The organism is Shimia marina (assembly GCF_001458175.1).
In the GTDB taxonomy this organism is placed as follows: Bacteria; Pseudomonadota; Alphaproteobacteria; order Rhodobacterales; family Rhodobacteraceae; genus Shimia; species Shimia marina.
In genome coordinates this window covers 50420-76420 of sequence record NZ_CYPW01000001.1, presented here as the reverse complement: position 1 = coordinate 76420, position 26001 = coordinate 50420, and the positions used below count along the sequence as shown (strand labels likewise).

General features: G+C 59.5%; 26 protein-coding genes. 10 read left to right on the top strand and 16 right to left on the bottom strand.

Translation table 11 applies throughout. From position 1 onward, the window contains the following. The first annotated feature begins 12 nt into the window (after positions 1-12). Both SHM7688_RS00355 and SHM7688_RS00350 read left to right on the top strand, forming a co-directional pair. Positions 13-789 carry a type III pantothenate kinase gene (locus SHM7688_RS00355; RefSeq protein ID WP_058238037.1) on the top strand — a complete coding sequence of 259 codons (777 nt, stop codon included), beginning with the start codon at positions 13-15 and terminating at the stop codon, positions 787-789. Further along, entirely contained in the window at positions 786-2450 is a 1665-nt protein-coding gene (locus SHM7688_RS00350) for a ribonuclease J (protein ID WP_058238036.1), read from the top strand. Before SHM7688_RS00355 ends, SHM7688_RS00350 begins: the two co-directional genes overlap by 4 nt. Before the next feature lie 124 nt (positions 2451-2574). Here SHM7688_RS00350 and SHM7688_RS00345 read toward each other — a convergent pair whose 3' ends face one another. From SHM7688_RS00345 to SHM7688_RS00325, 5 genes are all read right to left on the bottom strand, one after another. Further along, positions 2575-3984 carry a DEAD/DEAH box helicase gene (locus SHM7688_RS00345; protein ID WP_058238035.1) on the bottom strand — a complete coding sequence of 470 codons (1410 nt, stop codon included), beginning with the start codon at positions 3982-3984 and terminating at the stop codon, positions 2575-2577. Positions 3985-4140: 156 nt separating this feature from the next. Then, on the bottom strand, positions 4141-5109 hold the full coding sequence (locus SHM7688_RS00340; protein WP_058238034.1) for a glycosyltransferase family 2 protein: 969 nt from the start codon (positions 5107-5109) through the stop codon (positions 4141-4143). Next, entirely contained in the window at positions 5106-5861 is a 756-nt protein-coding gene (locus tag SHM7688_RS00335) for a hypothetical protein (protein ID WP_058238033.1), read from the bottom strand. The genes SHM7688_RS00340 and SHM7688_RS00335 overlap by 4 nt, the downstream gene beginning before the upstream one ends. Positions 5862-5908: 47 nt before the next feature. Then, entirely contained in the window at positions 5909-7516 is a 1608-nt protein-coding gene (locus SHM7688_RS00330) for a peptide chain release factor 3 (RefSeq protein ID WP_058238032.1), read from the bottom strand. Between the two features lie 53 nt (positions 7517-7569). Beyond that, complete coding sequence (locus tag SHM7688_RS00325) at positions 7570-8592, bottom strand: Hint domain-containing protein (protein ID WP_083498796.1); 1023 nt, start codon at positions 8590-8592, stop codon at positions 7570-7572. A gap of 172 nt (positions 8593-8764) precedes the next feature. On the opposite strand from SHM7688_RS00325, the gene SHM7688_RS00320 reads away from it, so the two are divergent. From SHM7688_RS00320 to SHM7688_RS00305, 4 genes are all read left to right on the top strand, one after another. Beyond that, the gene (locus SHM7688_RS00320; RefSeq protein WP_058238031.1) at positions 8765-9544 is read left to right on the top strand and encodes an SDR family oxidoreductase; all 780 of its coding nucleotides are present in this window, start codon (positions 8765-8767) and stop codon (positions 9542-9544) included. Between the two features lie 10 nt (positions 9545-9554). Next, positions 9555-10709: a YhaZ family DNA alkylation repair protein gene (locus tag SHM7688_RS00315; protein ID WP_058238030.1), complete on the top strand. Its 1155-nt coding sequence runs from the start codon at positions 9555-9557 to the stop codon at positions 10707-10709. Positions 10710-10802: 93 nt separating this feature from the next. Continuing rightward, positions 10803-12188 (top strand): SLC5/6 family protein, encoded by a 1386-nt coding sequence (locus tag SHM7688_RS00310; protein ID WP_058238029.1) that lies wholly within the window; start codon positions 10803-10805, stop codon positions 12186-12188. Positions 12189-12228: 40 nt separating this feature from the next. Then, entirely contained in the window at positions 12229-13338 is a 1110-nt protein-coding gene (locus SHM7688_RS00305) for an ABC transporter ATP-binding protein (RefSeq protein WP_058238139.1), read from the top strand. A gap of 2 nt (positions 13339-13340) precedes the next feature. Here SHM7688_RS00305 and SHM7688_RS00300 read toward each other — a convergent pair whose 3' ends face one another. Beyond that, on the bottom strand, positions 13341-14012 hold the full coding sequence (locus SHM7688_RS00300) for a helix-turn-helix transcriptional regulator (RefSeq protein ID WP_058238028.1): 672 nt from the start codon (positions 14010-14012) through the stop codon (positions 13341-13343). 185 nt (positions 14013-14197) lie between these two features. On the opposite strand from SHM7688_RS00300, the gene SHM7688_RS00295 reads away from it, so the two are divergent. The 4 genes from SHM7688_RS00295 (at position 14198) to SHM7688_RS00280 (ending at position 16793) form a co-directional block, all read left to right on the top strand. Beyond that, positions 14198-14416: a twin-arginine translocase TatA/TatE family subunit gene (locus SHM7688_RS00295; protein ID WP_058238027.1), complete on the top strand. Its 219-nt coding sequence runs from the start codon at positions 14198-14200 to the stop codon at positions 14414-14416. Positions 14417-14433: 17 nt separating this feature from the next. Continuing rightward, complete coding sequence (gene tatB, locus SHM7688_RS00290; protein ID WP_058238026.1) at positions 14434-14901, top strand: Sec-independent protein translocase protein TatB; 468 nt, start codon at positions 14434-14436, stop codon at positions 14899-14901. Continuing rightward, on the top strand, positions 14898-15833 hold the full coding sequence (gene tatC / locus SHM7688_RS00285) for a twin-arginine translocase subunit TatC (protein WP_058238025.1): 936 nt from the start codon (positions 14898-14900) through the stop codon (positions 15831-15833). The genes tatB and tatC overlap by 4 nt, the downstream gene beginning before the upstream one ends. A 117-nt stretch (positions 15834-15950) precedes the next feature. Then, positions 15951-16793, top strand: a complete 843-nt coding sequence (locus SHM7688_RS00280) for an ATP-binding protein (RefSeq protein WP_058238024.1) — start codon at positions 15951-15953, stop codon at positions 16791-16793. A gap of 254 nt (positions 16794-17047) precedes the next feature. Here the strand turns inward: SHM7688_RS00280 and SHM7688_RS00275 are convergent, their stop codons facing one another. The 10 genes from SHM7688_RS00275 to SHM7688_RS00230 form a co-directional block, all read right to left on the bottom strand. Continuing rightward, positions 17048-18253 carry a LysM peptidoglycan-binding domain-containing protein gene (locus SHM7688_RS00275; protein WP_058238023.1) on the bottom strand — a complete coding sequence of 402 codons (1206 nt, stop codon included), beginning with the start codon at positions 18251-18253 and terminating at the stop codon, positions 17048-17050. 174 nt (positions 18254-18427) lie between these two features. Continuing rightward, positions 18428-19084, bottom strand: a complete 657-nt coding sequence (locus tag SHM7688_RS00270) for a protein-L-isoaspartate(D-aspartate) O-methyltransferase (RefSeq protein ID WP_058238022.1) — start codon at positions 19082-19084, stop codon at positions 18428-18430. Further along, positions 19081-19863, bottom strand: a complete 783-nt coding sequence (gene surE, locus SHM7688_RS00265; RefSeq protein WP_058238021.1) for a 5'/3'-nucleotidase SurE — start codon at positions 19861-19863, stop codon at positions 19081-19083. The genes SHM7688_RS00270 and surE overlap by 4 nt, the downstream gene beginning before the upstream one ends. A 140-nt stretch (positions 19864-20003) precedes the next feature. Beyond that, positions 20004-20678, bottom strand: a complete 675-nt coding sequence (locus tag SHM7688_RS00260; RefSeq protein ID WP_058238020.1) for an SDR family NAD(P)-dependent oxidoreductase — start codon at positions 20676-20678, stop codon at positions 20004-20006. 171 nt (positions 20679-20849) lie between these two features. Then, the gene (locus SHM7688_RS00255) at positions 20850-21107 is read right to left on the bottom strand and encodes a hypothetical protein (RefSeq protein WP_058238019.1); all 258 of its coding nucleotides are present in this window, start codon (positions 21105-21107) and stop codon (positions 20850-20852) included. A 137-nt stretch (positions 21108-21244) separates the two neighbouring features. Beyond that, positions 21245-21814, bottom strand: a complete 570-nt coding sequence (locus tag SHM7688_RS00250) for a DUF2199 domain-containing protein (RefSeq protein WP_058238018.1) — start codon at positions 21812-21814, stop codon at positions 21245-21247. A 7-nt stretch (positions 21815-21821) separates the two neighbouring features. Further along, a complete protein-coding gene (gene purF / locus SHM7688_RS00245; RefSeq protein WP_058238017.1) occupies positions 21822-23351 on the bottom strand; it encodes an amidophosphoribosyltransferase in 1530 nt (509 codons plus the stop codon). 341 nt (positions 23352-23692) lie between these two features. Then, complete coding sequence (locus SHM7688_RS00240; protein ID WP_058238016.1) at positions 23693-23974, bottom strand: GlsB/YeaQ/YmgE family stress response membrane protein; 282 nt, start codon at positions 23972-23974, stop codon at positions 23693-23695. Between the two features lie 29 nt (positions 23975-24003). Further along, the gene (locus tag SHM7688_RS00235; protein ID WP_058238015.1) at positions 24004-25266 is read right to left on the bottom strand and encodes a TAXI family TRAP transporter solute-binding subunit; all 1263 of its coding nucleotides are present in this window, start codon (positions 25264-25266) and stop codon (positions 24004-24006) included. 138 nt (positions 25267-25404) lie between these two features. Next, positions 25405-25959: a CvpA family protein gene (locus SHM7688_RS00230; RefSeq protein WP_058238014.1), complete on the bottom strand. Its 555-nt coding sequence runs from the start codon at positions 25957-25959 to the stop codon at positions 25405-25407. Positions 25960-26001: the final 42 nt, after the last annotated feature.

Genomic DNA, 26001 nt, shown 5'->3' with positions numbered 1-26001 from the left:
GGATCTCCACCCATGCTTCTGACCATTGACTGTGGCAACACCAACACCGTGTTCTCCATTTGGGATGGTGAAAAATTTCTCTGCACACTGCGCACCTCCACGCACCACGCGCGCACGGCAGATGCCTATTTCACGTGGTACTCCACATTGATCAATCACTATGGGATCGATGCGGACATCACCGATGTGATTATCTCCTCTACCGTGCCACGTGTGGTCTGGAACCTGCGGGTCTTTGCGGATCGGTTCTTCAACTGCCGCCCGCTGGTGGTTGGCAAACCCGATTGCAAACTGCCCCATACCCCGCGCGTGGATCAGGGGGCGCAGCCGGGGCCGGATCGTCTGGCCAATGCGGTGGCGGCCTATGACCGTCACGGCGGCAATGTGGTTGTGGTGGATTTTGGCACCGCCACCAACTTTGATGTTGTGGCAGCGGATGGCGCTTATGTGGGCGGCGTGATTGCACCGGGGGTGAACCTCAGTCTGGAAGCGCTGCACTCCGGCGCAGCGGCCTTGCCCCACGTCGATGTCAGCCAGCCGGAAAAAGTGATCGGAACCAACACCGTGGGCTGTATTCAGTCTGGGGTGTTCTGGGGCTACACCGGCCTGATCGAAGGCATCATTGCCCGGATCAAGGCCGAATACGGCGCCCCGATGAAAGTGGTGGGCACAGGTGGGCTCGCACCGCTCTTTGAGCAGGGCGACCATCTGTTTGACTCCATCGAAGATGATTTAACGATGCACGGCTTGACCGTCATCCACGACTTTAACAAGGAGCAGGGCGCATGAGCGACCGCTTAATCTATTTGCCGCTCGGCGGCTCCGGCGAAATTGGCATGAATGCCTATGTCTACGGCTACGGGCCAGCAGACAATGAGCGTCTCATCCTCGTCGACATTGGCGTGGCCTTTTCCGACATGGAAACCAGCCCGGGTGTTGACCTGATCTTTGCCGACATCCGCTGGCTGGAAGAAAACAAACACCGGCTTGAGGCCGTGTTCATCACCCATGGCCACGAAGACCACATCGGCGCTGTGGGGCACTACTGGAGCAAACTGGAGGTGCCGGTCTATGCGCGCGCCTTCACCGCCCATCTGGCCCGTCACAAGATGACGGATCGGGGACAGCCCGAAGAGATGGTGCGCACCGTCTCCCCATGGCCTGAGGTCACCGAAGTGGGGCCGTTCAAAGTGGGCTTCCTGCCGGTCAGCCACTCCATTCCCGAAAGCGCAGCTTTGGTCATCGACAGCCCGGCAGGCCGCGTGATCCACTCTGGCGATTTCAAACTGGATGAAACCCCGCTGGTTGGCGAACCTTTTGATCCCGCGCTCTGGGCCGAAGTCTCCAAAGATGGGGTCAAGGCGCTGATCTGTGACAGCACCAATGTCTTCTCCCCCCATGCAGGCCGCTCTGAAGCCTCTGTGGGGCCAGAGATTGAGGCGCTGGTATCTGCGGCCCCCAATATGGTTGTGGCCACCACCTTTGCCTCCAACGTGGCCCGCGTGAAAACGCTGGCAGAGGCTGGCGACCGGGCCGGGCGCTCCATCTGCCTGATGGGCCGCGCCATGCGCCGCATGATCGAAGCCGCCATTCAAACCGGCGTGCTCGACAGTTTCCCCAAGGTGGTGAGCCCCGAAGATGCCGCCACCATCCCGCGCGAAAACCTGATGTTGCTGGTGACCGGCTCTCAGGGGGAACACCGCGCCGCCAGCGCGCAGCTCGCCCGCGGCAAATACAATGGCATCAAGCTCAAAGAAGGCGATCTCTTCCTCTTCAGCTCCAAGACCATTCCGGGCAACGAAAAAGGCGTGATCCGCATCATCAACCAATTCTCTGAAATGGGCGTGGATGTGGTCGATGACAGCTCTGGCAAATATCACGTTTCCGGCCATGCCAACCGCCCGGATCTGGCGCGCATGCATGAGATCGTGAACCCGACCATGGTGATCCCGAACCACGGCGAACACCGCCACCTGCGGGAGCATGCCAAGCTCGCAAACGCCAGCGGCCGCGCCTCTATTGTCGCGGTCAACGGCACCATGCTGGACCTCACCGGGGATCAGCCTTCTATTGCGGGCTATGTGGAAACCGGTCGCACCTATCTGGACGGCAGTGCGCAAATCGGCGCGCTGGACGGCATCGTGCGTGATCGACTGCGCATGGCGATGAATGGTCATGTGATCGTGACCATCCTGCTGGATGAAGATGATGAGCCACTGGGCGAGGCCTGGTGCGAACTGATGGGTCTGCCAGAAATCGGCCGCTCTCAGGCACCGCTGGTGGATGTGCTCGAAGAGGACGTCACCCAATATCTGGGCCGCGCGAAAGAGAAAACGCTTTCTGATGACGACAAACTCGAAGGTGACATCCGCCGCATCGTCCGCAACAGCGCGCGCGATGAAATTGGCAAAAAGCCCGAAGTGACCGTGATTGTCAGCCGCCTGAGCTGACATCCCACCATCCGAGCAAAAACAGCACCCGCACAAAAGAAAAGGGCCCTCAAAAGGGCCCTTTTTTGATGCTTGGCATCAGATGTTTGTATTCAGCGCCGCCCCTCTGTTGGTGCGGGGCGCCTTACTGGCTGCGGCGTTCTTCAAAGCTAAGCGCGATGAAGCTGGGCATGTGATCGCCCATGCCAACAACCTGATTGTCGTCGCGACGGTCATAGCGACCACGGCCACGTCCGCGCGTGTTGCTGTTGCTGCGACCACGGGTGTCATCGCGTCCGCCCTGCGCGGGCGCTTTGCGCGGCTCTGCTGCTGCCTCTTGCACCTCAGGCTTGGCCTCCGCTTTGGGGGCCTCTTCCTTGGGTTTGCGCGGCTTGCGGGGCTCAACCTTCACCGGGTTTTCAATGCGCGGGATCTCTTTCTGGATCAGCGCTTCCACCGCTTCAAACTGCTTTTCGTCGCGCGGGCTGCAAATGGTGATCGCCTTGCCCTCACGCCCGGCACGGCCGGTACGCCCGATCCGGTGCACATAGTCTTCCGCATGGCCCGGCACGTCAAAGTTGAACACATGGCTCACGCTGGGCACATCAAGGCCGCGCGCGGCCACATCAGAGGCCACCAGAAGGCGCAGTTCGCCACCCCGGAAGGCATCCAGTGTCTTGGTGCGCTGCGATTGATCCAGATCGCCATGGATTGGCGCGGCATCATAGCCATATTTCTTCAGAGACTTGGCACAGATGTCCACATCCGTCTTGCGGTTGCAGAAGATCACCGCATTGGTGCACGTGTCGCCTTCCGCATCCAGAAGCGCGCGCAGCACCCGCCGCTTTTCGCTGCCTTCACGATCCCGGCGAGAGGCTTTGAACATCACAACATTCTGCTCAATGGTTTCGCTGGCTGTGGCCTGACGGGCCACTTCCACGCGTTCCGGGTTGGACAGGAAAGTGTTGGTGATGCGCTCAATCTCTGGTGCCATCGTGGCCGAGAAGAACAGCGTCTGACGGGTGAAAGGTGTCAGGCCAAAGATGCGCTCAATATCGGGAATGAAGCCCATATCCAGCATGCGGTCCGCTTCATCCACCACCATGACTTTCACGTCAGACAGGATCAGCTTGCCACGCTCAAAATGGTCCAGCAGGCGACCGGGGGTGGCGATCAGCACGTCCACGCCCTTGTCGATGATCAGCTCTTGTTCCTTAAAGCTCACCCCGCCAATCAACAGCGCTTTGGTCAGCTTCAGATGTTTGGAATAGGTGTCAAAGTTCTCTGCCACCTGCGCGGCCAGTTCCCGCGTTGGGCACAGCACAAGACTGCGCGGCATCCGGGCGCGGGCGCGTCCACGGGCCAATAGTGAGAGCATGGGCAAAGTGAAACTGGCGGTCTTGCCTGTGCCGGTTTGCGCGATGCCCAAAACATCCCGACCTTCCAGCGCAGAAGGAATCGCGCCTGCCTGGATGGGGGTTGGGCTTTCATAACCAGCTTCGGTGATGGCTTTCATCACCTTCGGGTTCAGATTCAGATCAGAGAATTTTGTCATATGTATCCGTGATTTACGGACACTCTTTGGCCCGTAGCGGCTTTCAGGATCAGGCCCGTATGGCCCCGCAACACGCGGTGAATTCGATCCACGACGCCTTCTATAACACCCAGGGCCTCAGGTCAACGAAACCGACATTACCGTCGGAATTGACGTTTACTGGGAAACACTTGGCTCAAAATCTGCGAAGTGTTTCCGCCGTTTTACCGCCAAAGCCAGCCGGTGCTCTTGCAAAACACCATGCGCGGCCAGTTTTTCCAGCAACATTGGATGCGCCACACAGACCGCCTCATAAAAATCGCGCAGCCCATCGGGCTCCTGTGCCAGATGGGCAAAAAGCTTGTGCAGATTAAGCCCACCCTTGCCCTCCGCCTGTGCCGCGCCCAGTTCATCGCGATAAGAGCCTTTGGCATGGCGATAGACAAAGCTCTGTTCCCAATGGGCCCAACCGGCGGTGTGCACATGCAGGAGTGTCATGTCCGTCAGCGCCTGCTGACCGGGGTTTTGCTGCTCCCCCTGAAAGACATTGTGAATCTTCAGCCGCATGTCCTCTTGTCCGGTGCGCACAAACATCTTTCCGGCCACATGGCTGACAAAGCCGTTTTTAAGATAGGGCGCAAAGGTGGGGTACACCTCTGCCACAATCCGCCGCCGCGCGGCTTTGTCTTCGATGAAGGATTTGAAATACAGCGGATCGGCGCTGCCATCGGGGTTGCTCAAGGCTTCTGCCGGGCGCACGCGGGCGCTCAAACAGGTCGCAGGCAGCGCGGCAAGCTGATCGCCAATCGCGCGCTCGGAGAAGAGGAATTCATCCACATCACAATGCAGCAGCCAGTCCACATGCTGCGCCCGTTGATAGGCATGTCGGGCGTTGAAAGACTGACGCACCTGATGCATCGGCGGTGTCTTCCCGCGCGCCTTGATCCAATAGTTTTCGCCGGTGCTCACCGGTGTGACCTGTGGATGCGCCTTCAGAAAGGGCTTCACCTCCGGGTTGGGGGCATCCAGATAAATCCAGATATGCTGCGCGCCCAGCTCCAGATGATGGGCCGCAAAATTGAGGATCTCCTGCGCGGGGGCTTTGATGGTGGCCACCACGCCCCAGCTGGCTGCGGGTCTGGTCATTTGCGCGCCTGCTGCCGTGCCTTCTTGGCGCGCATCTGCGCCAGCCGTCGAAACACGCCACCGCGCTCTGCAATCAACTCCTGCAAAAGATGCTCCGCCAAGGGCGCAATCACCGGGTCTTTTTGCGACAGCTCCCACACGGGGGCGATCACATTGATATCCAGCCCGCCATGTAGCAGTGAAAACGGCTCCATATCCAGCGGCAGACGAGTTTTGACACGTTTGCCAAACCCATGCTCCTTGCTGGGGTCCAGCCCACCAAAACTGCGCTCAAATTCATAAAGCTTCATCATGCCAAACAGCATGCGCAGCCCCTGTCCGGCCTCCCGCTGTGCGGCGGTTTCCCCATGATCGGCAAAAGTCTGCACCGAGCTCACCAGCCAGCGCAGATTGAGTGTGCCCAACAGGTGATCGGCCTCTTCCGCCCAGATCCGGCGAAACAGCGCCGGAGCCTGCGCCGGATAGGCGCGCTTGCGCAGGTTGGAAATCAGCTGCGCATTCAAAAAGGCCAGCTCGCTAAGGCCGACAAACTCCTCCGCAATCTGGCGCCGTTTGCGGACCCAGCTTGTATTGGGATCCGCCGGGCCTTTCTGTGCGGCGCGTTCCGGCACAATCGCCTCCCGCAGCACTCCCAGATTGACGTCCACTGCAGGCAGGTCTTCAGGCCCAAAGTCAAACGGATCGCGCCGGCCTTCGTAGCGCTCCATCATATAGGCGAAACCGCCGGGGTAGGTGAGGGATGTCTCAGTCATGGGGCGATGTTCGCACGGGGAAAATCCCCGTGCAATCGCAACCTGTGTCAGACCATCATTTCCTTGGTCGCGCTCAGCGTGACATCAGGATAATCGCGGGCCACACGGTCGATGTCCCACTGCAGACGGGTCAAGAACACCACATCGCCATCATGATCATAGCTGATGTGTTGCTTGTTCATATCCGCAAATTTTTCAACCGCTTGGCGGGTGCCATGCACCCAGCGCGCAGAGGTGAACTGGCTCTGTTCAAACCGCACCGGCAGACCGTATTCCATCTCGATCCGGCTGGCGAGCACCTCAAACTGAAGCTGGCCCACAACCCCCACGATGAAGCCCGCGCCAATCATCGGCTTAAACACTTTGGCCGCCCCTTCTTCGGCAAACTGCATCAGCGCCTTTTCAAGGTGTTTGGCCTTCATCGGATCGCCTGCGCGGATGCCTTGCAGCAATTCCGGCGCAAAGCTCGGAATGCCCGAAACCCGCAGCGCTTCCCCTTCGGTCAGCGTGTCCCCAATGCGCAGTTGGCCGTGGTTGGGAATACCAATGATATCCCCCGCCCAGGCCTCTTCTGCCAGCTCCCGGTCAGAAGCGAGGAACAGCACCGGGTTGGAAATCGCCATGGGCTTCTTGGTGCGCACATGGGTGAGCTTCATGCCACGTTTGAAATGCCCAGAGGCCATGCGCACAAAGGCCACACGGTCGCGGTGCTTGGGGTCCATATTGGCCTGCACCTTGAACACAAAGCCTGCAACTTTCTTCTCTTCGGGGGCAATCTTACGTGGCTCTGCGGTCTGCACCTGCGGCTCAGGCCCATAGGTGCCAATGCCATCCATCAGCTCTTTCACGCCAAAGGAGTTGATCGCAGAGCCAAACCATATCGGAGTCATATGCCCTTCCAGCACCGCCTGCGGATCCAGCTGCGGCAGCAGCTCCTTGGCCATTTCCACCTCTTCGCGCAGCTGTTCCAGCAGATGCTCCGGCACATGGTCGGCCAGTTTCGGATCATCCAGACCTGCGATCTGCACCGTTTCTGCGACCACATTCCGGTCGGCGCGATCCATCAGCTCCAACCGGTCGTTGAGCATGTCATAGCAGCCAAGGAAATCGCGCCCGACACCGATCGGCCAACTGGCCGGGGTCACGTCAATCGCGAGGTTTTCCTGAATTTCGTCAATAATGTCGAAAGTGTCGCGGCTTTCGCGGTCCATCTTGTTACAGAAGGTCAGGATCGGCAGGTCCCGCAGACGGCAGACTTCAAAAAGCTTCTGCGTCTGGCTTTCCACACCTTTGGCACCGTCAATCACCATCACTGCCGCGTCCACAGCGGTCAGCGTGCGATAGGTGTCTTCAGAGAAGTCACTGTGGCCCGGCGTATCCACCAGATTGAAGCGGAAATTGCCAAAATCAAACGACATGGCCGAGGCGGATACGGAAATCCCGCGATCCTTTTCCATCTGCATGAAGTCCGAGCGCGTGCGCCGGGCTTCCCCTTTGGCGCGCACCTGACCCGCCATCTGAATGGCACCACCATACAGAAGAAACTTTTCTGTCAGCGTGGTCTTACCGGCGTCCGGGTGCGAAATGATCGCAAAGGTGCGACGGCGCGCAATCTCGGGCGGCAATTCGGGGCGGTTTGTGCTCGTGTCCAACATGGTCGCGCGTATAGGTCCCACAGCGTCTTTTCGCAAGGAAAAGCGGCTCAATCCTACTTGGAAGAGGCGCGGCGCAGCAACTCAACCGCATCCGGGCGATCCAGCAGGCTTTCATGCACCTCAAGATGGGCAGGCGCGCTGCGCCGACCATTGTGGCCGCTGTGCTGGTGGATTTTTTCGGTGACCTCTTTGGGTAGCGCCGCCTTCGTGCGCATGTCCATCTGTATGGTCTCCGCCGAAATTCCTTCGGCAAAAATGATCTGATGGGTGTCAAACATGATCTGGTAATAGTCCACGAACCCACCTTCGGCGGCATAGACGGTGTCACCATTCACCAGATGACGCGCCTTGACCAGAAGCTCGCTGCGCCCCACACCGATATGGTCCTGTCGTTGATACACAAACAGCCGGTGATCGGGACTTACCCGCAGATCCCCGGTGTTGTTGAGCGTTCCGGCTGTGATCACGATCGGTGCAAATTCGCCAGTGGCCCGCTGAACGGTATGCCCCATCCAGCGCAGCTCTTGGGGCCCATCGTCACGCGTCAGCACCCGATCCCCCACTTGCAGATCTTCCACTGCTTTCTGTTCCCCGGTGGCCATGGTGATCCGGGTGCCTTTGGTGAAACTCACACAGGCCAGCTGTGCCAGACGGGTAGAGGCCGCTGCTCGGTCTATCCCCACAAGCACATAGGCCATCTTGGGGGTGAGGGGGGCCAGAGGCGCGCCGTAAATCTGCACCACGCCGCCGTCATCATCCACTTCCACCAGCACGAGTACCTCGATGGTGTCTCCGCTGGGGGGCATGAAAGTTGCCACACAATCCAGAAAAATACGGGCATCCGCCGTGCCCAGCCCCGCGCCACCCGCAACATAATTCTGGCCTTCGCCATCCGTACGCAGAGCCAGACTCTGCTCCTGCGCATCCGCGCTCAGCGTATAGATATCATCGGGCACCAGTTCTTCGGCAAAGGAGAGCGCATCTCCCAGATTTGCCCCATCCGTCACGGTCAGAGCTTCAGCCCGATAAACGGGCAGCCTCTGGGACGGCAGCGAAGAATTGTGAACCTCTGACACTGTACTCTACTTTCTACTTCAAACCTGAGACGGCCTTTACACGCATCTTTCCTCTTGGACAAATATGGCAGCAGCATGCCCTAGCGTCGGCATTATACTGGCATCCAGAAAGAATACTGGCATCCAGAAAGATTTGGGTATTTCTTGTGCTCATAACAGTGGGGAGAATCGCATGGAATTGGGAATCAAAGGTAAACGGGCGCTGGTATGCGCCTCATCCAAGGGTTTGGGGCTGGGCTGCGCGCGTGCTTTGGCCGCAGAAGGCGTCGATCTGATCATGAATGCCCGTGGCGCAGAGGCGCTTGAGGCGGCGGCGGCGGCCATTCGTGCGGAGTTTGGGGTAGAGGTCACGGCCATCGCCTGTGATGTGACCACCGAGGACGGGCAGGCCCGTCTGATTGAGGCTGCACAGGGTGTGGATATTCTGGTCAACAACGCAGGTGGCCCGCCTCCCGGCATGTGGACAGACTGGGAGCGCGACGATTTCATTGCCGCGCTGGATGCCAATATGCTCGCGCCCATCGCGCTGATCAAAGCGCTGGTGCCCGGCATGATGGAACGTGGCTGGGGCCGGGTGGTGAACATCACCTCCGTATCCGTGAAGTCTCCGATCCCGGTCTTGGGACTCTCCAACGCCGCACGTGCGGGTCTCACTGGCTATGTGGCAGGCACCGCCCGTCAGGTGGCAGGCGCAGGCGTGACCATCAACAACCTGCTGCCCGGTATCCATGCCACCGACCGCGCCGTGGCGCTGGACACTGCCGTGACACAGCAGCAGGGCATCACCATGGAAGAGGCACAGGCACAGCGCGCCGCCACCATCCCCGCGGGTCGCTATGGCACCGCGGATGAATTTGGTGCAACCTGCGCCTTCCTCTGCTCACATCATGCAGGCTTCATTGTAGGGCAAAACGTGTTGCTGGACGGTGGCGCTTTCGCCTCTGCCAGCTAAAGGAATTTTTATGGCGCGAGGTACAGGCGTGACACAGGGGTTTTCACTGAAAGACCATATTTTTAACGCAGAAAGCATGGCGGATCTGGCGGCAGAATATGCTGCCGGGATTCCCGGTTTTGACGCGGAGGCCTTTCAGGCGGACGCTGTTGCTGGCTTCCCTGAGCGTGAGTTCATGGAGCGCATGGAATGGATTGCTGACTGTGTCGAAAAACGCCTCGCGCCAGATTTCCCCACTATGGCGGATCAGCTGGAGGCCGCCATGCCCCCCGCGCTTGATCCCACACGCAAAGACGATGATTTCGGGCGTTTCATTCATGCGGTGCCCGGCATTCTTGCGGTGCGCCACGGGTTGGAAGACCATCGCGACCGCAGCTTTGATCTGCTGCACGCCGCAACACAGCGCTTCTCGATGGAGTTCTACATCCGCCCCTTCCTGAACCGCTGGCCTGAGGAAACCTTCGCCCGTCTGGCGGACTGGGCGCAGGATGAAAACTACCATGTGCGCCGTCTGGTCAGCGAAGGCACCCGTCCCAAATTGCCATGGGCCAAAAAGATCGACATTGATCCGCTTGCTCCCCTGCCGCTGCTCGCGCAGCTGCACAGCGATCCAACCCGCTATGTCACGCGCTCGGTTGCCAATCACCTCAACGACATTTCCAAGATCGACACCGATCTTGTCGTGCAGCATCTCACCGCGTGGCAGGTCAAAGGCGCGCAGGCCGCCAAAGAGCTCGATTGGATGACCCGCCATGCCCTGCGCACCGCTGTGAAAGCCGGACATCCCGATGCGCTGGCTCTGCTGGGCTTTGCCGCAGACGCGCCGGTCAGCGTTGTGTCTCTCTCAGTGGGCGGTGATCAGATCGCCATTGGGGATGCGCTGAACGTGGCGGTGACGCTGCAAACCGATGCCAAACAGCCCGTCCCGGTGCTGGTGGATTACCTGCTCACCTTCCACCGCCCAGACGGCAAAACCGGCCAGAAAGTGTTTAAGCTCAAACAGGGCAAACTGCCCGCAGGCGGCCGTCTGGACCTGACCAAGAAACATCCACTCAAGGCAAACGCCTCCACCTTCAAACTGCACCCCGGCCCACATAGGCTTGCGGTGCAGGTCAACGGCCAGAAGCACGCCGAAGTGGCATTTGATCTGGTGGACGCCGGGTAATTCCCTGACAGGCTTTCACATTTTTGTGGGGCGGCTGGTGCGCAACATGTCGGGCTGCTAGGCGAAAGGTCTCACCAACCTGGGGACAAGACCATGCAGGCCACCGCCATCATTTCCATTTTTGCCGCCATCATCCTTCTCAGTCTGCTGTTCGCCCCCAGACGCGCCTCGGTGGCCAGCTTTTTTGGTGGTCAATCAGAGGCCGGACAGGCCCCATCGCTCTGGACGCTGGTGCTCTCTCAGGTGACCACATGGATCTTTGCCCGCTCGCTGATGAATGCCGCCATTCTTGGCTTTTACTACGGCATTGCCGGCACACTGGCCTATGCCGCCTATTACGGCTCCTTCCTCACCGGTGGGTATATTGTCGACCGCATGCGCGCACAGGGGGCGGGGTCGGTGCAATCTTGGCTATCAGAGCGTTTTGGCACCACCGGCACCAGCGCCTATAACATCGTGATCGCCCTGCGCCTGCTGTCTGAGGTCTTTGCCAACCTGCTGGTGGTGGGGTTGATTTTCAGCGCTGCCTTGCCGGATGTGGCCAATATCGGCACCATCGCCATTCTCACAGTCGGGGTGCTGGCGCTGGCCTATTCGGCCTGGGGCGGGCTCTCTGCGGCGCTGCGCACTGATGTGGTGCAGATGAGCCTCTTCCTTGTGGTTTTCGGTGCTGCCTTTGTTGCTCTTGTGCTGCGCCCGGAATTCAACTTTGCCGCCGTCATGACCGCGCCGGGCGCGTCAGGCCCGCACAACGGCTGGGTGCTCTTGCTGGTTGCCGCGCTGCAGGTGTTTTCCTATCCCGTGCATGACCCGGTGATGATGGATCGCGGCTTCCTCACCGATCGCGCCACCACGCGTAAGAGCTTCTTCCACGCCTTCTGGCTCTCCACCCTCTGCATTCTGGCCTTTGGATTTTTTGGCATTCAAGCCTCTCTGGAAGGGGCCGCTTATGAAGGCCAGTTGATTGGCACATGGGCCACCATGTTGCCGGGCTGGGTCTTCACCCTGTTGATTGTCTCCCTTCTGGTCTCCGCCCTGTCGACGCTGGATTCCGCTCTCAGCTCTGCCGCGCGTCTGGTGGTTGAGGAACTGCGGCTCGCGCCACGCTCGCTTGCCGGTGGGCGCATCGCCATGGTGGTCTTTGCTCTGGCGGGTGGGGCCTTGACGCTTTGGGGCAATCAGACCCTGTTTGATGCGGTGGCTGTTTCTGGCACGGCGTCCATGTTCCTCACCCCGGTTCTGGTGGTTGGGCTTCTGACCGGGCGGGACGTGCCGCTCTGGTCTTATATGGTCAGTTTCGCCGCCGCCTTCACCGGTGCCATCACCTATATGTTCCGCGACAATCCTGTGTTTTCCGCGCTGCTCTATGAGGGCCATAAATACGAACAGCTTCTGCAGATCTGCGTGATTGTTCTGGCCATCGGTTTTGCCGCAGTTGCCTTGGGCAGTCGCAGGGTTGATGCACGCGTGGGGGGCTGATACATCTGCGCGAAACCCGATGGAAACGCTCGGGGATCGCATGAGGCTTCAGGTGCAATCGCAAACCAACACGCTCACACCCCGACTTGAAATCCGCAACCTGCGCCGCCGCTTTGGCAATCGCCAGGTTGTGGATGATGTCTCCCTGTCTCTGCAGTCTGGCAAGGTCACCTGCCTGCTTGGCCCCTCCGGTTGCGGAAAATCCACCACGCTGCGTATGATTGCCGGTGTGGACATGCAGGACAGCGGTGAAATCTATGTGGACGGCAATCTGATCTGCGACACCGTCTTTCGTGTCCCGCCAGAGCGCCGCCAGATCGGCCTGATGTTTCAGGATTTCGCGCTGTTCCCCCATCTGAGCGTTTGTGACAATGTCGCCTTTGGCCTCAAGGGCAGCAAAGACGCCAAACGCGCCCGCGTTCAGGAACTCCTTGCCAAGGTCAATCTGGGCTGGGCCATCGACAAATTCCCTCATGTCCTCTCCGGCGGCGAACAACAGCGCATCGCGCTGGCCCGCGCGCTGGCACCACGCCCGCGCATCATGTTGATGGATGAGCCGTTCTCTGGCCTTGATAACCGCCTGCGCGATGGCATCCGCGATGAAACCCTCGCTGTGCTCAAAGAGGAAGACACCGCCGTCCTTCTGGTGACCCATGAGCCCGAAGAGGCCATGCGCATGGCTGATGACATTGCGCTCATGCGCAACGGGAGAATCGTGCAGCAGGGCGCGCCATATAACATCTACAACGCCCCGGTGGACAAACAGGCCGTGGCCTTTTTCAGCGACATCAACGTGATCCGCTCCACCAGCCATGGGGCGCTGACCGAAACCCCGTTTGGTCAGTTTCTCACGCCGGGTCTGGACGATGGGGCCCCCGTGGAGATCGTGATCCGTCCACAGCATCTCAAGCTGGATTTTGACCGCGCTGGCAAAGGCCCGCTGCCCACAGCCTCCGATGGGGTGGCGGCGCGTGGCATCGTGACCCGCGCGCGTTTTATGGGCAATGAAAGTCTGGTGGAATTTCAAATGGATCACGACGCCTCACATCTGAAGGTGACCGTGCCCAATGTCTTCCTGCCCAAAGAGGGCACCGCGCTCTGGCTGACCATCCGCCGCGACCGCTGCTTTGTGTTCCCGGCCCAGGCCTGAACCTAACGCTGCTTTTCAAAATCTCTCAGGCTCTTGCCCGGTTCTTCCACAAACAGGCCGGGCAGGGGGGTGACCTCGGCAAGCTGGTCCACCCGCAGGCTGGCAAAGCCATGGGCGGTTTCATCCCAGACCGCCAGGGACCAGACCCGCCCCCAATAGGCCAGTTTCAGAGGCCGCACATCGCGAGTGTCCTGTTGGCTGTCGACAATCCTGAGCTTCTGTTTCGCCCGGATCGCGGTGCGCAGCGGCTCAAGATGGCGCAGCGCCTGCACGTTCTGATCAAAGGGGTAGCTGGCAAAACCAAACCCCTGCGCCAAGCCGCCCACCTCTTCCGGCAGCGCTTCATCAATTTTTGCGCTCAGGCTTTCCGCCGCCGCCCGCAGCGGCCCTTCCATGCCCGTGCCCACCACCGCCAGCCCGATATGCAGGGCCTCAAGCTCTTCTTCGGTCAGGTTGAGCGGCGGCAGGGTCAGCGCGGCCTTGGCGCGATAGCCGGTGCCGCGTGCGCCTTCAATGGCCACACCGCTGGCTGCCAGCGTTTTCATATCCCGGTAAATCGTGCGCAGGGATACCGCCAAAGCCGCAGCCAGATCTTCTGCGCGATGCAACTCCCCATCTTTGAGCATCTCCATCAGGGCAAAGAGCCGATCAGAGCGATTTTGCGAGCTGGCCATCTGGCGATTCCCCTTATTACTGACAAAATAATGTCACCTGACAGAATAGTGTCAAAATGGCCCGTGAAAACCTGTAATTTCCCGCCATTCAGTCCCGCGCGTGCCTTTTCCCCCTTTCTGCCAAGGGGTAGGTACAAGACAGGTTTAAATTTGCAGGCAAACGCCTGAGACATGGGAGAGACATCATGGGTATTGGAAACATTGGTCTGCCGGGCATTCTTCTGATTGCGGTTGTGGTTCTGGTGCTGTTTGGCCGCGGCAAAATCAGCGGCCTGATGGGTGAAGTGGGCAAAGGCATCACCTCGTTTAAGAAAGGCATCAACGAAGGCCAGCAGGAACTGGAAGAAGAAGCGGCGGATACGGCCAAGGATGTCACTCCGGAAACCGACAAAGACAAAGTCTGATCTGAGGCCCATTTCTGATGTTTGATTTGGGATTACCGGAACTCTTGGTGATTGGTGTTGTCGCGTTGATCGTGGTCGGCCCCAAAGATCTGCCAGTGCTGTTTCGCACTGTCGGGCGCTTTGTGGGCAAGGCCAAAGGCATGGCGCGGGAGTTTTCCTCCGCCATGAACCAGGCGGCGGATCAGGCCGGCGTCAAGGATGTCACCGATACGCTGAAAGGCGCCACCGACGGGCTCAACAAAGTGTCCAATCCGCTCAAAGCGGCCACCGATGCCATCAATGACAGCGCCAATGAGGTCAAACGCTCCATGAGCTATGAGCCGGGGGCCGAAACCACACGGCTGTCCAAAGAACGCGCCGAAGCGGCGGAAAAAATCCGCCAGAAGTCGGCAGAAATGGCACAGGAACGGCTGGACAGAGAGGCGGCAGAGAAAGCCGCGGCTGAAAAGGCCGCCAAGGATGCGCCGAAGAAGGATGAGGCATGAGCAACACAGATGAGATTGAGGACAGCGCTGCGCCGCTGATTGAGCATCTGGCCGAATTGCGCACGCGCCTGATCCGCTCGGTTCTGGCGTTTGTGGCGGCGATCAGCTTCTTCTTCATCCCCGTCGGTGGTGATTTCATCGCCGAACACGTGCTGCATTTCCTTGTGGCCCCCATTGTGGAGGTGTTGCGTGATCTGGGTGATCCCTCCCCCACGTTGCAGTTCACATCCCCACAGGAATATCTCTTCACACTGTTTCGCATTTCCATGGTGGGCGGTTTTGCGCTGGCCTTCCCGGTGATCGGCTATCAGCTTTGGCGCTTTGTGGCACCGGGGCTCTATAAGAGTGAAAAAGGCGCTTTCCTGCCCTTCATGATTGCCTCACCCTTCATGTTCCTTCTGGGCGCGTCCTTTGCGCAGCTGGTTGTGACCCCTCTGGCGATGCAATTCTTCCTCGGCTTTGCTGATGTGGCCTCGGTTTTTGCGAACTTCATGGCGCCAGCGGTCGAAGACGTGCCCGGTGCTGTGGCGGCCACAGCCCCTGAAGCCAGCGAAGGGGTGCAGATCACCTTCTTTGGTAAGGTCAATGAAAGCCTTGATATCACGCTGAAATTCATCATGGCCTTTGGTCTGTGCTTTCAGTTGCCGGTTCTGCTGACCCTGATGGGCAAAGCGGGTCTGGTGAGTGCCGATGGGCTGGCCTCTGTGCGTAAATACGCCATGGTGGGCATTCTGGTGCTGGCCGCTCTGGTCACGCCCCCCGATGTGGTGACACAGCTGATCCTCTTCTCAGTGGTCTATGGGCTTTATGAAATCTCCATCTTCCTCGTGCGCCGTGTGGACAAAAAACGCATCGCCAAACTCAAGGAAGAGGGCGTCTATTTTGAAGATGACGAAGAGGCCGAAGACCTCGCCGACATCGACAGCAAATAACGCCGCTGCCAGTAAGATCAAAACGCGCCTCTTTGGGGCGCGTTTTTTGCGACCTGCCTGCCCTTGTTGTTGTGCAAAGAAAGTGCTTTTTAAGCGCAGCAACTTCGGAGGCCCGCCATGGATGACATCACATTGACCCGCATCGCCGAGGCGCTGGAACGCCTGAGCCCCGCACCTCTGGCCGCGCCGGATTTTGCTGCGGCGGATGGTTTTGTCTGGCATGTGGATCCTGACCGTCTGGAACCGGTGGCTCAGATCAACCGCGTCGCGCTGGATCTGCTGGTGGGCATTGATCGCTCCCGTGACACGCTCTTGGACAACACCCGCCAGTTCGCGCGTGGATTGCCCGCCAACAACGCCCTCCTGTGGGGCGCGCGTGGCATGGGGAAATCCTCCATTGTCAAAGCCGTACATGCGCAGGTGCTGGCCGAAGGTTTCCCGCTGAAAATTGTTGAACTGCAACGCGAAGACCTGCCCACCGTCTCCCGTCTGCTCAACCTGCTGCGCGCCAGCTCGGAACGTTTCATCCTGTTCTGTGATGACCTCAGCTTCAGCCACGATGATCAGCATTACAAATCCCTCAAAGCGGTGCTGGATGGCGGCATCGAGGGGCGCCCGGACAATGTGGTCTTCTACGCCACCTCCAACCGCCGCCACCTGATGCCACGCGATATGATCGAAAACGAACGCTCCAGTGCGATCAACCCGGCGGAAGCGGTGGAAGAAAAGGTCTCCCTGTCCGATCGCTTTGGCCTCTGGCTCGGCTTCCACCCCTGTTCACAGGATGCCTATCTGGCAATGATTAATGGCTATTGCGCCGCCCATGGTGTCGCTGTGGATCCAGAACGCCTGCGCGCCGAAGCGATTGAATGGCAGGCCACACGCGGCGCGCGCTCTGGCCGTGTCGCTTGGCAGTTCTTCCTGGATCTCGCAGGCCGCGAAGGTGTCGCGCTTCCCTGATCCAAAGAGACAAGCCCACTCGCTTCCTCTTGACAGAAATATCCCGGGGGTTTGGGGGCTGGCCCCCAATTTAAGGCTGGGTTTGGGGGCTGGCCCCCAATTTAAGGCTGTGTTTGGGAGCTGGCCCCCAATTAGGGCTGTGTTTGGGGGCTGGCGGCGCGCCATAAGAGCGTTTGATCGCTGTCTCCTGCGGCTGACGTCGGGACGAAACGCAGCCTGCCACACCGCCACGTTGTCCCGTGAATGCCCGCGCCCTATTTCAGGTAAGGCGCTGGATCCACACTGTCAAAACCGTCCCGCACTTCAAAATGCACAAAGGCATTTTCCGCAGGCAGCGCCGCCATGGCCTGTCCACGTTTGACGTTGGCGCCTTTGGCCACTTTCACATCCGCCACGTTGTAATAGACCGTCATCAGATTTTTGGGATGGCGCACCACCAGAATGGTCACGTCATCCGCATCTGTGGTGATGGCCGCGACTTTTCCGTCTGCTGCGGCAGACACCGGCGCGCCGGCGTCACCGGCAATGTCGATGCCATTGTTCTTACCCTTGGCATAGGGGCGGATGATCTTGCCGGACACCGGATAGCTCATCGCCGCCGTGCTGGCGCTCTGCTCTTTAGACAGGTCAGGCCCTTTGGGCGGCTCAAGCGTTGCGGCTGCGGCTGTGGCGCTGTCATCAGGCAGCGGTTGTGACGCGCTCGGCGGTGTCGGCGTGCGGGAGCCTTCGCCGGGTTTGCTGGTGGCGGCCGCGCTGGTCGCTGCGGTTTGTTGCGCTTTCTTCTCTGCGGCCGGATCCGCTGGCGGGATCAACAGCGTCTGATTTTCCCGAATGGTGAAATCACTGCCCAGCCCATTCCATTCGGCCAAGGCCCGTACGGAGACATTGTACAGCCGCGCGATGGTAAAGGCGGTTTCACCGCGTTTCACAATATGCTTGATCGGTTCCACACCCGTTGGCGCATCTTTGGGCGGCTGTGCCACAGGCTGCAGCGTTTCTGTTTGCACAGAGGTATCGGCATTGTTGATAGCCCCACCGGCCAATGCTGCGATGTCCACGCCGCCCGGAGGGGTGACCATGCCGCTGCCACCTGTGGCCGCAGAGGGTTCTGCCACGCGGTAGGGCAGGGCGATGATCTCATCTTGGCGCAGCGCGGCATCCACCGCGATGCCATTGGTGCGGGCCAACTCTTCGGCGGGAATGCCCACGCGTTGTGACACATCCTGCAAAGTGTCGCCCCGCTGGGCCACCGCCACTTGATAATTCGGATAGGAAATCACGCCCCGGTCATCGGGTTGCGGGCGTTTGGCGGTTGCCGTCAGCGCCGCATCACTGGTGTCCAGCCCGCCGCCAACATCGCCGCGGAAGTCGTAATCAAAGCCACCCTCACAGGCCGCCAATACACTGAGTGCCAGACCGGTGCCAATCAAACGGGCGCTTTTGGGCATGGAATAAGCCATCTCGAAATCCTCACATGCGGCCCCTTAGGTGGGGTCTGATGCCAAAGCCGCTGTTGTTTGTGTCACGGGGAGTTGTGACATGTTTGCGTTGTGGTCGCTGTTTTGCGTTTTTGTACCTTTGCGCCCTCACATGGTCAAAGCTTACGGGAATGCCAAGGGGAAAGCGCCCCAAAATCAGTCATTTTCCCGCGCCACACCCTCCAGCAAAGGCACAAAACGCACGGCCCGCATTTCGTCATAGTCAAATCCGGTTTCGGTGCGCCGCACGCGGATCAGGCTCTGAACCGCATCTGACTGTCCGACGGGCACCACCATAATACCGCCAATCTTGAGTTGCGCCAAGAGGGGGCCGGGCGGGTCCTCGGCAGCGGCGGTGACAATAATGCGATCAAAAGGCGCCTGATCTGGCAGGCCAAAGCTGCCATCGGCAATCAGCGAGGTGATGTTCACAATGCCAAGTGCATCAAACACGCCCCGCGCTTCCATCACCAGCCGCTTGTGGCGATCCACCGTGTAAACCCGCCGCGCAAGCTGGCTGAGAATGGCCGCCTGATAGCCTGAGCCCGTGCCCACTTCGAGCACCTTGTCACGCGGCGTGATCTCAAGCGCCTGCGTCATCAAGCCCACCACGGAAGGCTGAGAAATGGTCTGTCCACAAGAGATGGGCAGCGGCGTGTCCTCATAGGCGCGTTCCGCAAACAGCCCGCGCACAAACAGCCCCCGGTCCACATGTTCCATCGCAGAGAGCACAGCCTGATCCGTCACCCCACGTGAGCGCAGGGCGAAGAGAAACTGCATTTTGCGTTCCGCAACGAGGTCGGGGTCGGTCATTCGATGCCTTTCAACGCCGCCAGAGCATCATGTGCCGTCAGATCGGCGCGCATCGGTGTGACAGAGATATAGCCCTCCAGATTGGCCGCCGCATCCGTGCCCTCTGCGGTTTTGCGCTGCTGATCCCCGCCTTTGGCCCAGAGAAAGCGCCGCCCGGAAGGCGAGGTATGCGGCTCCACAGAAAAACAGGTGCCCTGACGCAGCCCCTGTGCGGTGACACGCGTGCCTTTGACATCTGCCGCCAGCACGGGCGGAAAGTTGATGTTGTAAAACAGCCCATAGGCCGCATCATTGGGCACATCTGTCGCCAGAATTTTGCGCAGCACCTCTGCGCCATGTTCGGCGGCGGCCTCAAAGGGATTGTCCGCGGTATAATTCTGCGGCCCAAGGAATTGTGAGAGCGCAAAGGAAGGAATGCCCTGCAGCGCGCCTTCAATGGCCGCGCCCAGGGTGCCGGAATAAAGCGCGTTCTCAGCCGAGTTGTTGCCCCGGTTCACACCAGAGAGGATCAGGTCAGGCCGGGCCTCTTTCATCACGTCATGCACACCCGCCAACACACAATCGGCCGGGCTGCCCTCTGCTGCAAAGCGCCGTTCCCCCATTTTGGCAATCATGGTGGGGTGGGTGTAGCTGATGCAATGGCCGACGCCAGATTGCTCAAAGGCCGGTGCCACACACCAGACCTCGCCCTCAGCCCCGGCCAGATCTGTGGCAATCTGCTCCAGAACCGCCAGACCGGGCGCGTTGATACCGTCGTCATTCGTGATGAGAATACGCATGATGTCTGCCCCTGAAATCGCCCGTGTGTCTATCTAGTCGAGGTTCTGTCTAGTAGAGCGGCTGATCCGGGGCAAGCATCACAGCCGCCTCTGGGGCAGTTGCCAAATCTGTTGCGCAGAAGTCGCGGCTGGTGGGCCGTTCAGAGATCCAGCTCTGCCATGAGACGCGCGGCTTCCTCTTTGGGAGAAGTCAGCGTGTCGCGATCTTCACCGGGGAAGAACCGCGCGCGTGTGCCGGTGGGCATGCCTTTGGGGGACAGGATGGAGACCTTGGGGCCAATGCTGGCGGTTTCCAGCTGCCAGCTGCGCGCCAGAGCAATCTGCGCCGCCTTGGTGGCCCCATAGGAGCCAAAGAACTTCTCACCGGCGTGGTCATCGTCAAAGAAGACCGCATGCCCCTCCTGTCCCAACAGAGGGCTCACAAAAGGAATGAGCCGCGCCACCGCGTCCAGATTGATCGCCATGGATTTCTGCCAGTCTTTGGGATCGATGTGATCGGTGGGGGTGAGCGGAGCCCCATGTGCGGCGGTGTGAATCCAAAGATCCACCTTGCCCCAGCGATCGTGGATGGAGCGGCACAGCTGTGCCATCGCATCGGCATTGCTGATGTCCATGGGGGCCAATGTGGCCTGCCCGCCTTTGGCCTGAATGCGATCATCCAGATCTTCCAGCCCGCCGGTGGTGCGCGCCACGGCCACCACATGATAGGCCCCGGCCAACGCTTCGGCAAAGGCGGCACCCAAACCACGGGAGGCCCCGGTGATCAGAGCGATTTTTTCGTCAACTGGTGAGGCGGAAGAAGGCGTGTTGGTCATGCGTACCACATGCGGGGAAAGCTGCGAAAGGTCAAGAGTGGCTGTTTGGGGAAGGAGAAAGGGGCCAGCCCCTCTTGGCCCATAGGGGCCAATTCACCCCGGGATATTTTTCTCAAGAGGAAGAGCGGATCTGTGTTGCCCGATCCATTGGGGCTGATCAATTGGGTCCGGTCAATTGGGCATCGAGAGTCGCGTGGCACCCTGACCGCCATTGAGCACGATGCTGTGCGCATCAATGGCCACCACCTTGCCTGATGGGGTGCGATCCCCCAGTTCCACCCGCAGCGTGCGCCCGCTGCTGGTCATCAAAAGCGCGCGGGGGGCTTTCTGCGATCCCATGACCCCGATCAGGGTCAGGCGCGCACGATTTTGCAATACGCCGCTTTGCGTGGCCTGCGCGGCCACGTGAGGAGGGGTCTTGGACGTCATGGCCAAACCTATATCTGTGAGTGGTGACGCCCTTATGAGAGACTGTGTCGGGCGCTGCTATTCACAGATACGATAGGTATGGTTAACAGGGCCTCAACAGGCAAAAGCTTGCTATATTTTACTCGGTTGCGCGGGTGTCAGCTCATCAGATGCGGACGGATGTCCGTGCCGCTGGCCGCATAGATATCCAGCAGGTGATCAAACGAGATGCCCTCTGCCTGCGCTTGTGCCAATGGGCCATCTTGGACCATGAGGCGGGGGCGCTCAACAGAGGTTTCTGATGCTGTGAGATGACAGCCTAGGGCCTGTGTTGTTTCAAACCCGGGCAGATCATTCATCAACCAGGCGGCGCAGCCCTCAAACCCTAGGGCTTCATTGGTGGCGTCTTGCACATAGGCTTTGAAGTCTGCCTCTGCCACGCTGGCCCAGACCCCAAAGAAGAAGGTGTCCGTGCTGCCCCGAACGGGGAGAGGCAGCACCGTATGTACGAAGTGAAGCCCCTCAAAACGACACAGATCCGCCGTGAGGAAATCTGCATCAACGGTCACGGTCTCTGTGTCGCTCTCCGTCAGAGCCTCATGTGGCCAGCAGTCTGGATGGCCAAAACCGATATCAACAATCCCGCCAAAGCTGCGCCCACAGCAGGGGCAGGCGTAGCTTTCATCGTTCAGACGCCGCCAGCGGCTGTCCAGCGCCAGCAAGCTCATCAGAGCGTCACCCTTGGCTTGGGGCCAGCGTTGCCCCGTTCCAGCTTGCGCCCGGCGTCGGGGCCTCGGCGATTTTCTGGCTCACCCGGCTGCTGTTTTCCAGCGCATCCAGATATTCAGGGGTCACGCCACCGGTGATGTAATCCCCGTTGAAGCAGGAGCAGTCAAAGCGGGCGATCTCAGGGTTGCCTTCCTGCGCGGCCCAGATCAGATCCTCCAGATTTTGGTAGAACAGCGCATCCACGCCCAGTTCCTCACGGATCTCTTCCACGCTGCGGCCATTGGCAACCAGCTCATGTTTGGTGGGCATGTCGATGCCATAGACATTGGGGTAGGCCACCGGCGGGGAGGCCGAAGCGATATAGACTTTCTTGGCCCCGGCTTCGCGGCACATCTGCACGATTTTTTTGATGGTGTTGCCGCGCACGATGCTGTCATCAATCAACAGGATATTGCGGCCTTCCATTTCACGCGGGATGGCGTTGAGCTTGCGGCGCACGCTCTTCTGGCGCTCTTCCTGACCGGGCATGATAAAGGTCCGGCCCACATAGCGGTTTTTCACCAGCGCCTCGCGATAGCGAATGCCGGTGATATTGCTCACTTCCAGCGCCACAGGGCGCGCGCTGTCGGGCACAGGAATGATTGCATCAATCTCCAGCCCGCTCTCCTGCACCTGTCTGGCAAGGGTTTTGCCCATGCGGATCTGCGCCTGATAGACGGACACGCCATCCAGCACACTATCGGGGCGCGCCAGATAGACATATTCAAAGATACAGGGCGTCAACTCGCCTTCGACCGCTTGGAACTCATGCAGGTTGCCATCCAGATCCACCAGAAGCGCTTCGCCCGGCTTCACATCACGCAGCTTGTCAAAACCATTGATGCCAAAAGCCACATCTTCGCTGGCAAAGGCATAATCATCGCCTTCGCCATCTGCGGCGCGTTTGGCCACCGACAGAGGGCGGATGCCATGAGGGTCACGGAAGGCCAGCATGCCGACACCGGCAATCAGGCAGATCACCGAATAGGCGCCCTGCACACGTTCCATGGTCATTTTCACACCGGCAAAGATATTGCGGATCGCATCGGCACTGCCGTTCACCTTGATCGCATCCGCCACTTTGTCCGCCAGCACGTTGAGCAGGATTTCACTGTCGCTGGTGGTGCGCAGATGACGGCTGTATTTGCCGGTGACTTTCTCGCGCTGGGCTTCGGTATTGGTGATATTGCCGTTGTGCACCAGATAGATGCCATAAGGCGCGTTTACAAAAAACGGCTGCGCTTCGGCGGCACTCAGGCTGCCAGCGGTGGGATAGCGCACATGCCCCATGCCCACACGCCCGGTCAGGGTTTCGGCGTCAGTGGGCTGAAACACGTCTTTCACAAGGCCATTGGCCTTGCGTTCGCGGAAGAAACCGCCTGTGTAAGTCACCACGCCCGAAGCGTCCTGACCCCGGTGCTGCAACATCAGCAGCCCGTCGTAAATCTCCGCAAAAACATCGTCATTGCGATTGGCGATCCCCAGAATTCCGCACACGTGCAGCGCTCCCTTGTTCGGTCTAGGCTAAGCTAGGGTGGGTGGCTTTGCAGTTTTGTGCACGGGGGGCAACCCGATGCGACAAAACTGTTGAAAGAGCACGAATAACCGCAGTTGCAAAGGTTCGGATGCAGGTCAGCAGCCCGCTTTTCGCGGCAACGTTAGGGGCGTCTGACAGGTCAATGACCACAGGGCGGCTCCGAATCCCGGTTACGTGCTTGGCTTCTCATAAGCGCTCCTGCGCAGCATGTCACGAAAGGATCACAATTGCCGGGCAAGAAAGCCACAGATGTACGGCGAAACCCTGCGTCGCTTAGACAAATTTGATCAGTCAAATTTGGTCAGGCGGATTTGATCAGCCGGATGATCAAAAGCACAACGGCGGCCCCAATCATGGCGGAGAGCACAGAGCCGATAAAGCCTGTGCCAAGGCTCACTCCCAACAGCGGCAGCAAAAAATGCGCGAGCACCGCGCCCCCAATGCCCAGAAGCACATTGCCAATCAGGCCAAATCCGCCGCCGCGCACCATTTTGGCCGCGAGCCATCCGGCCAATCCGCCAATCAGGATGGCGGAAAAGAAACCCGAAAACAGGGCGGCTTGCGTGTCATTGAGGTTCTCCATGTCTGGATCCTTAAGCTGTGCAAAGGAGGTCAGAGGGTCTGATCTTCCATCTGACGAATGCGTTTGCGCACCAGATCGATATGCATGCGCGCGTGATAGGCGGTCTGGCGATAGGCCGGCGGCAGGCGCAGCTGCGCGATGCGATGGTCCACCGCCTCAAGATCTTCTGCCAGCAGAGTGAGGTTGGCCATGGTGCCATGCTGGCTCAGTTCGGCTTCGATTTCGCGAATACGACCATAGTGTTTCCACACCTGCCAGCCTCGGAAATAGGCGTAAAGCGATGGCACAACCCTCAGCAGCGGCACCAGTAAGAGCAGGATCGGCAGGGTCAGCAACAGCAATCGGTTGACCTGCGCCGCCGCCCAATAAGGCAAGAGGTTGTGCCAGGTCGAAGGACCGTCCTGAATAAGCTGACGCGCCACGGAATTGATCGGCATGCCAATGCCATAGGGCGACGGGAATGTGCCCCGGTCTGTCAACAGATCGCGCCCGCGATGCAGCTCCTTGGCGGCCATGGTCAGGCGGTTCACAAGCGCCGGGTGCAAATCCGGCGCAATGGCCAGCTGCGCCTTAAGCGCCAGCATTTCGCGAGCCTCTTCCGGCTGCACGGGGGCCAGAGACACCGCCCCTGTGGGGATTTGCACAATATCCGCATAATCCAGATGCCGGGAGATGGCCTCTGTATAGGCAAGCTGCAACAGCGTGATCTCCTCAGAGGCAAAGGCCTGCGTCAGGTAAGGCGCTTCAATGCTGCTGACCAGAAACGCCAGATCAATGCCCCCTGCCTCAAGCGCAAAAACACTCTGCGCAAAACCAAGAGCCAGATGTTTGTTGGCACCTTGCGCCATCCCGACGGCTTTTTGAAAATCTTCAAAAGCGGCAGAGGTTCCAGAGCCGGGGCGGCCGCTGGAAATGCGCAGATCACGCCAGAGCGCAGGGTTGGACGGGATGTCATGCCCCTTGCGTGCAAGAAAGATCATCGGTTCATAAAACACGCCACCAATGGCCTCGGCCTTGCCCATCGGCACATGCACACCCGCCTGCACAAAGGCCGCGTCAATCTCACCTTTCGTAAGCAGGGCGGCATTGTCCACAGAGCCATCGGTATAGACAATGGTCACGTCAATATCGTCGCGCGCCAGCACCTCTTTATAGCGCTCCGCCATGAGCGCATAGGCGCCGCCACGTGCGCCCGCCGCCAATGTCAGCGATTGCGGCGGCAGCAGCATAAACAGGATCAACGACAGGCACATGGCCAGCGTCAGGGCGGTAATGGCAATCCAAAGGCGCATGGACAGGCTCTGTTATTCTATGTCGCGCGCCACGGTAGCGGTCCACCGGCGCGCAAACAAGTGCTGCCTGCGCTTAAAAAGAAAGCCCGCGCTCCAAAGGGCACGGGCTTGATGCATTCGCAAAATCTGTGGGGCAGCTTACTGCTCGCAGACACCGACAAGCTGTTCATACTGTGTGGTGATCCAACCCAGCGCTTCCTGTGGATCACGGTCATCAATGCGGCGGGTGATGCGGCTGAACACTTCTGCCGAGCGGCTGTCATCCACCATCGCAATAGACTGGCTGGTGATCACGGTTTCATAGACAAAGAAGGTGATCGCCACCAACAGGATGCCGCGCAGCACGCCAAAGATGAAGCCCAGAGCCTGATCCAGGCCGCCAAGCGCAGAGCGCTGAATGACCGAAGAGAAAAGCGGCGTGAACAGCGAGACAACCACCAGAGACAGGGCGAAAACCCCGGCAAATGCGGCGATGATCGAAAGCTCACAGCTGTCTGCGAGGTATTCGCCAAGCACCGGCACTTCCTTCACCAGCGGCTGCAGCGAGCCTGCAAACATGAAAGCCAGCACCGCTGCGGCAATCCAGCCTGCAATCGCCATGCCCTCGCGGACAACACCGCGGCTATAGGCCAGCAGTGCCGAAATTATAATGACACCCGCGACCACGGCGTCGATGATGGTGAAACCTTCCATGTACTCTTGTCCCCTTAGACCGCCCGCGGTCCGCCTTTCGGC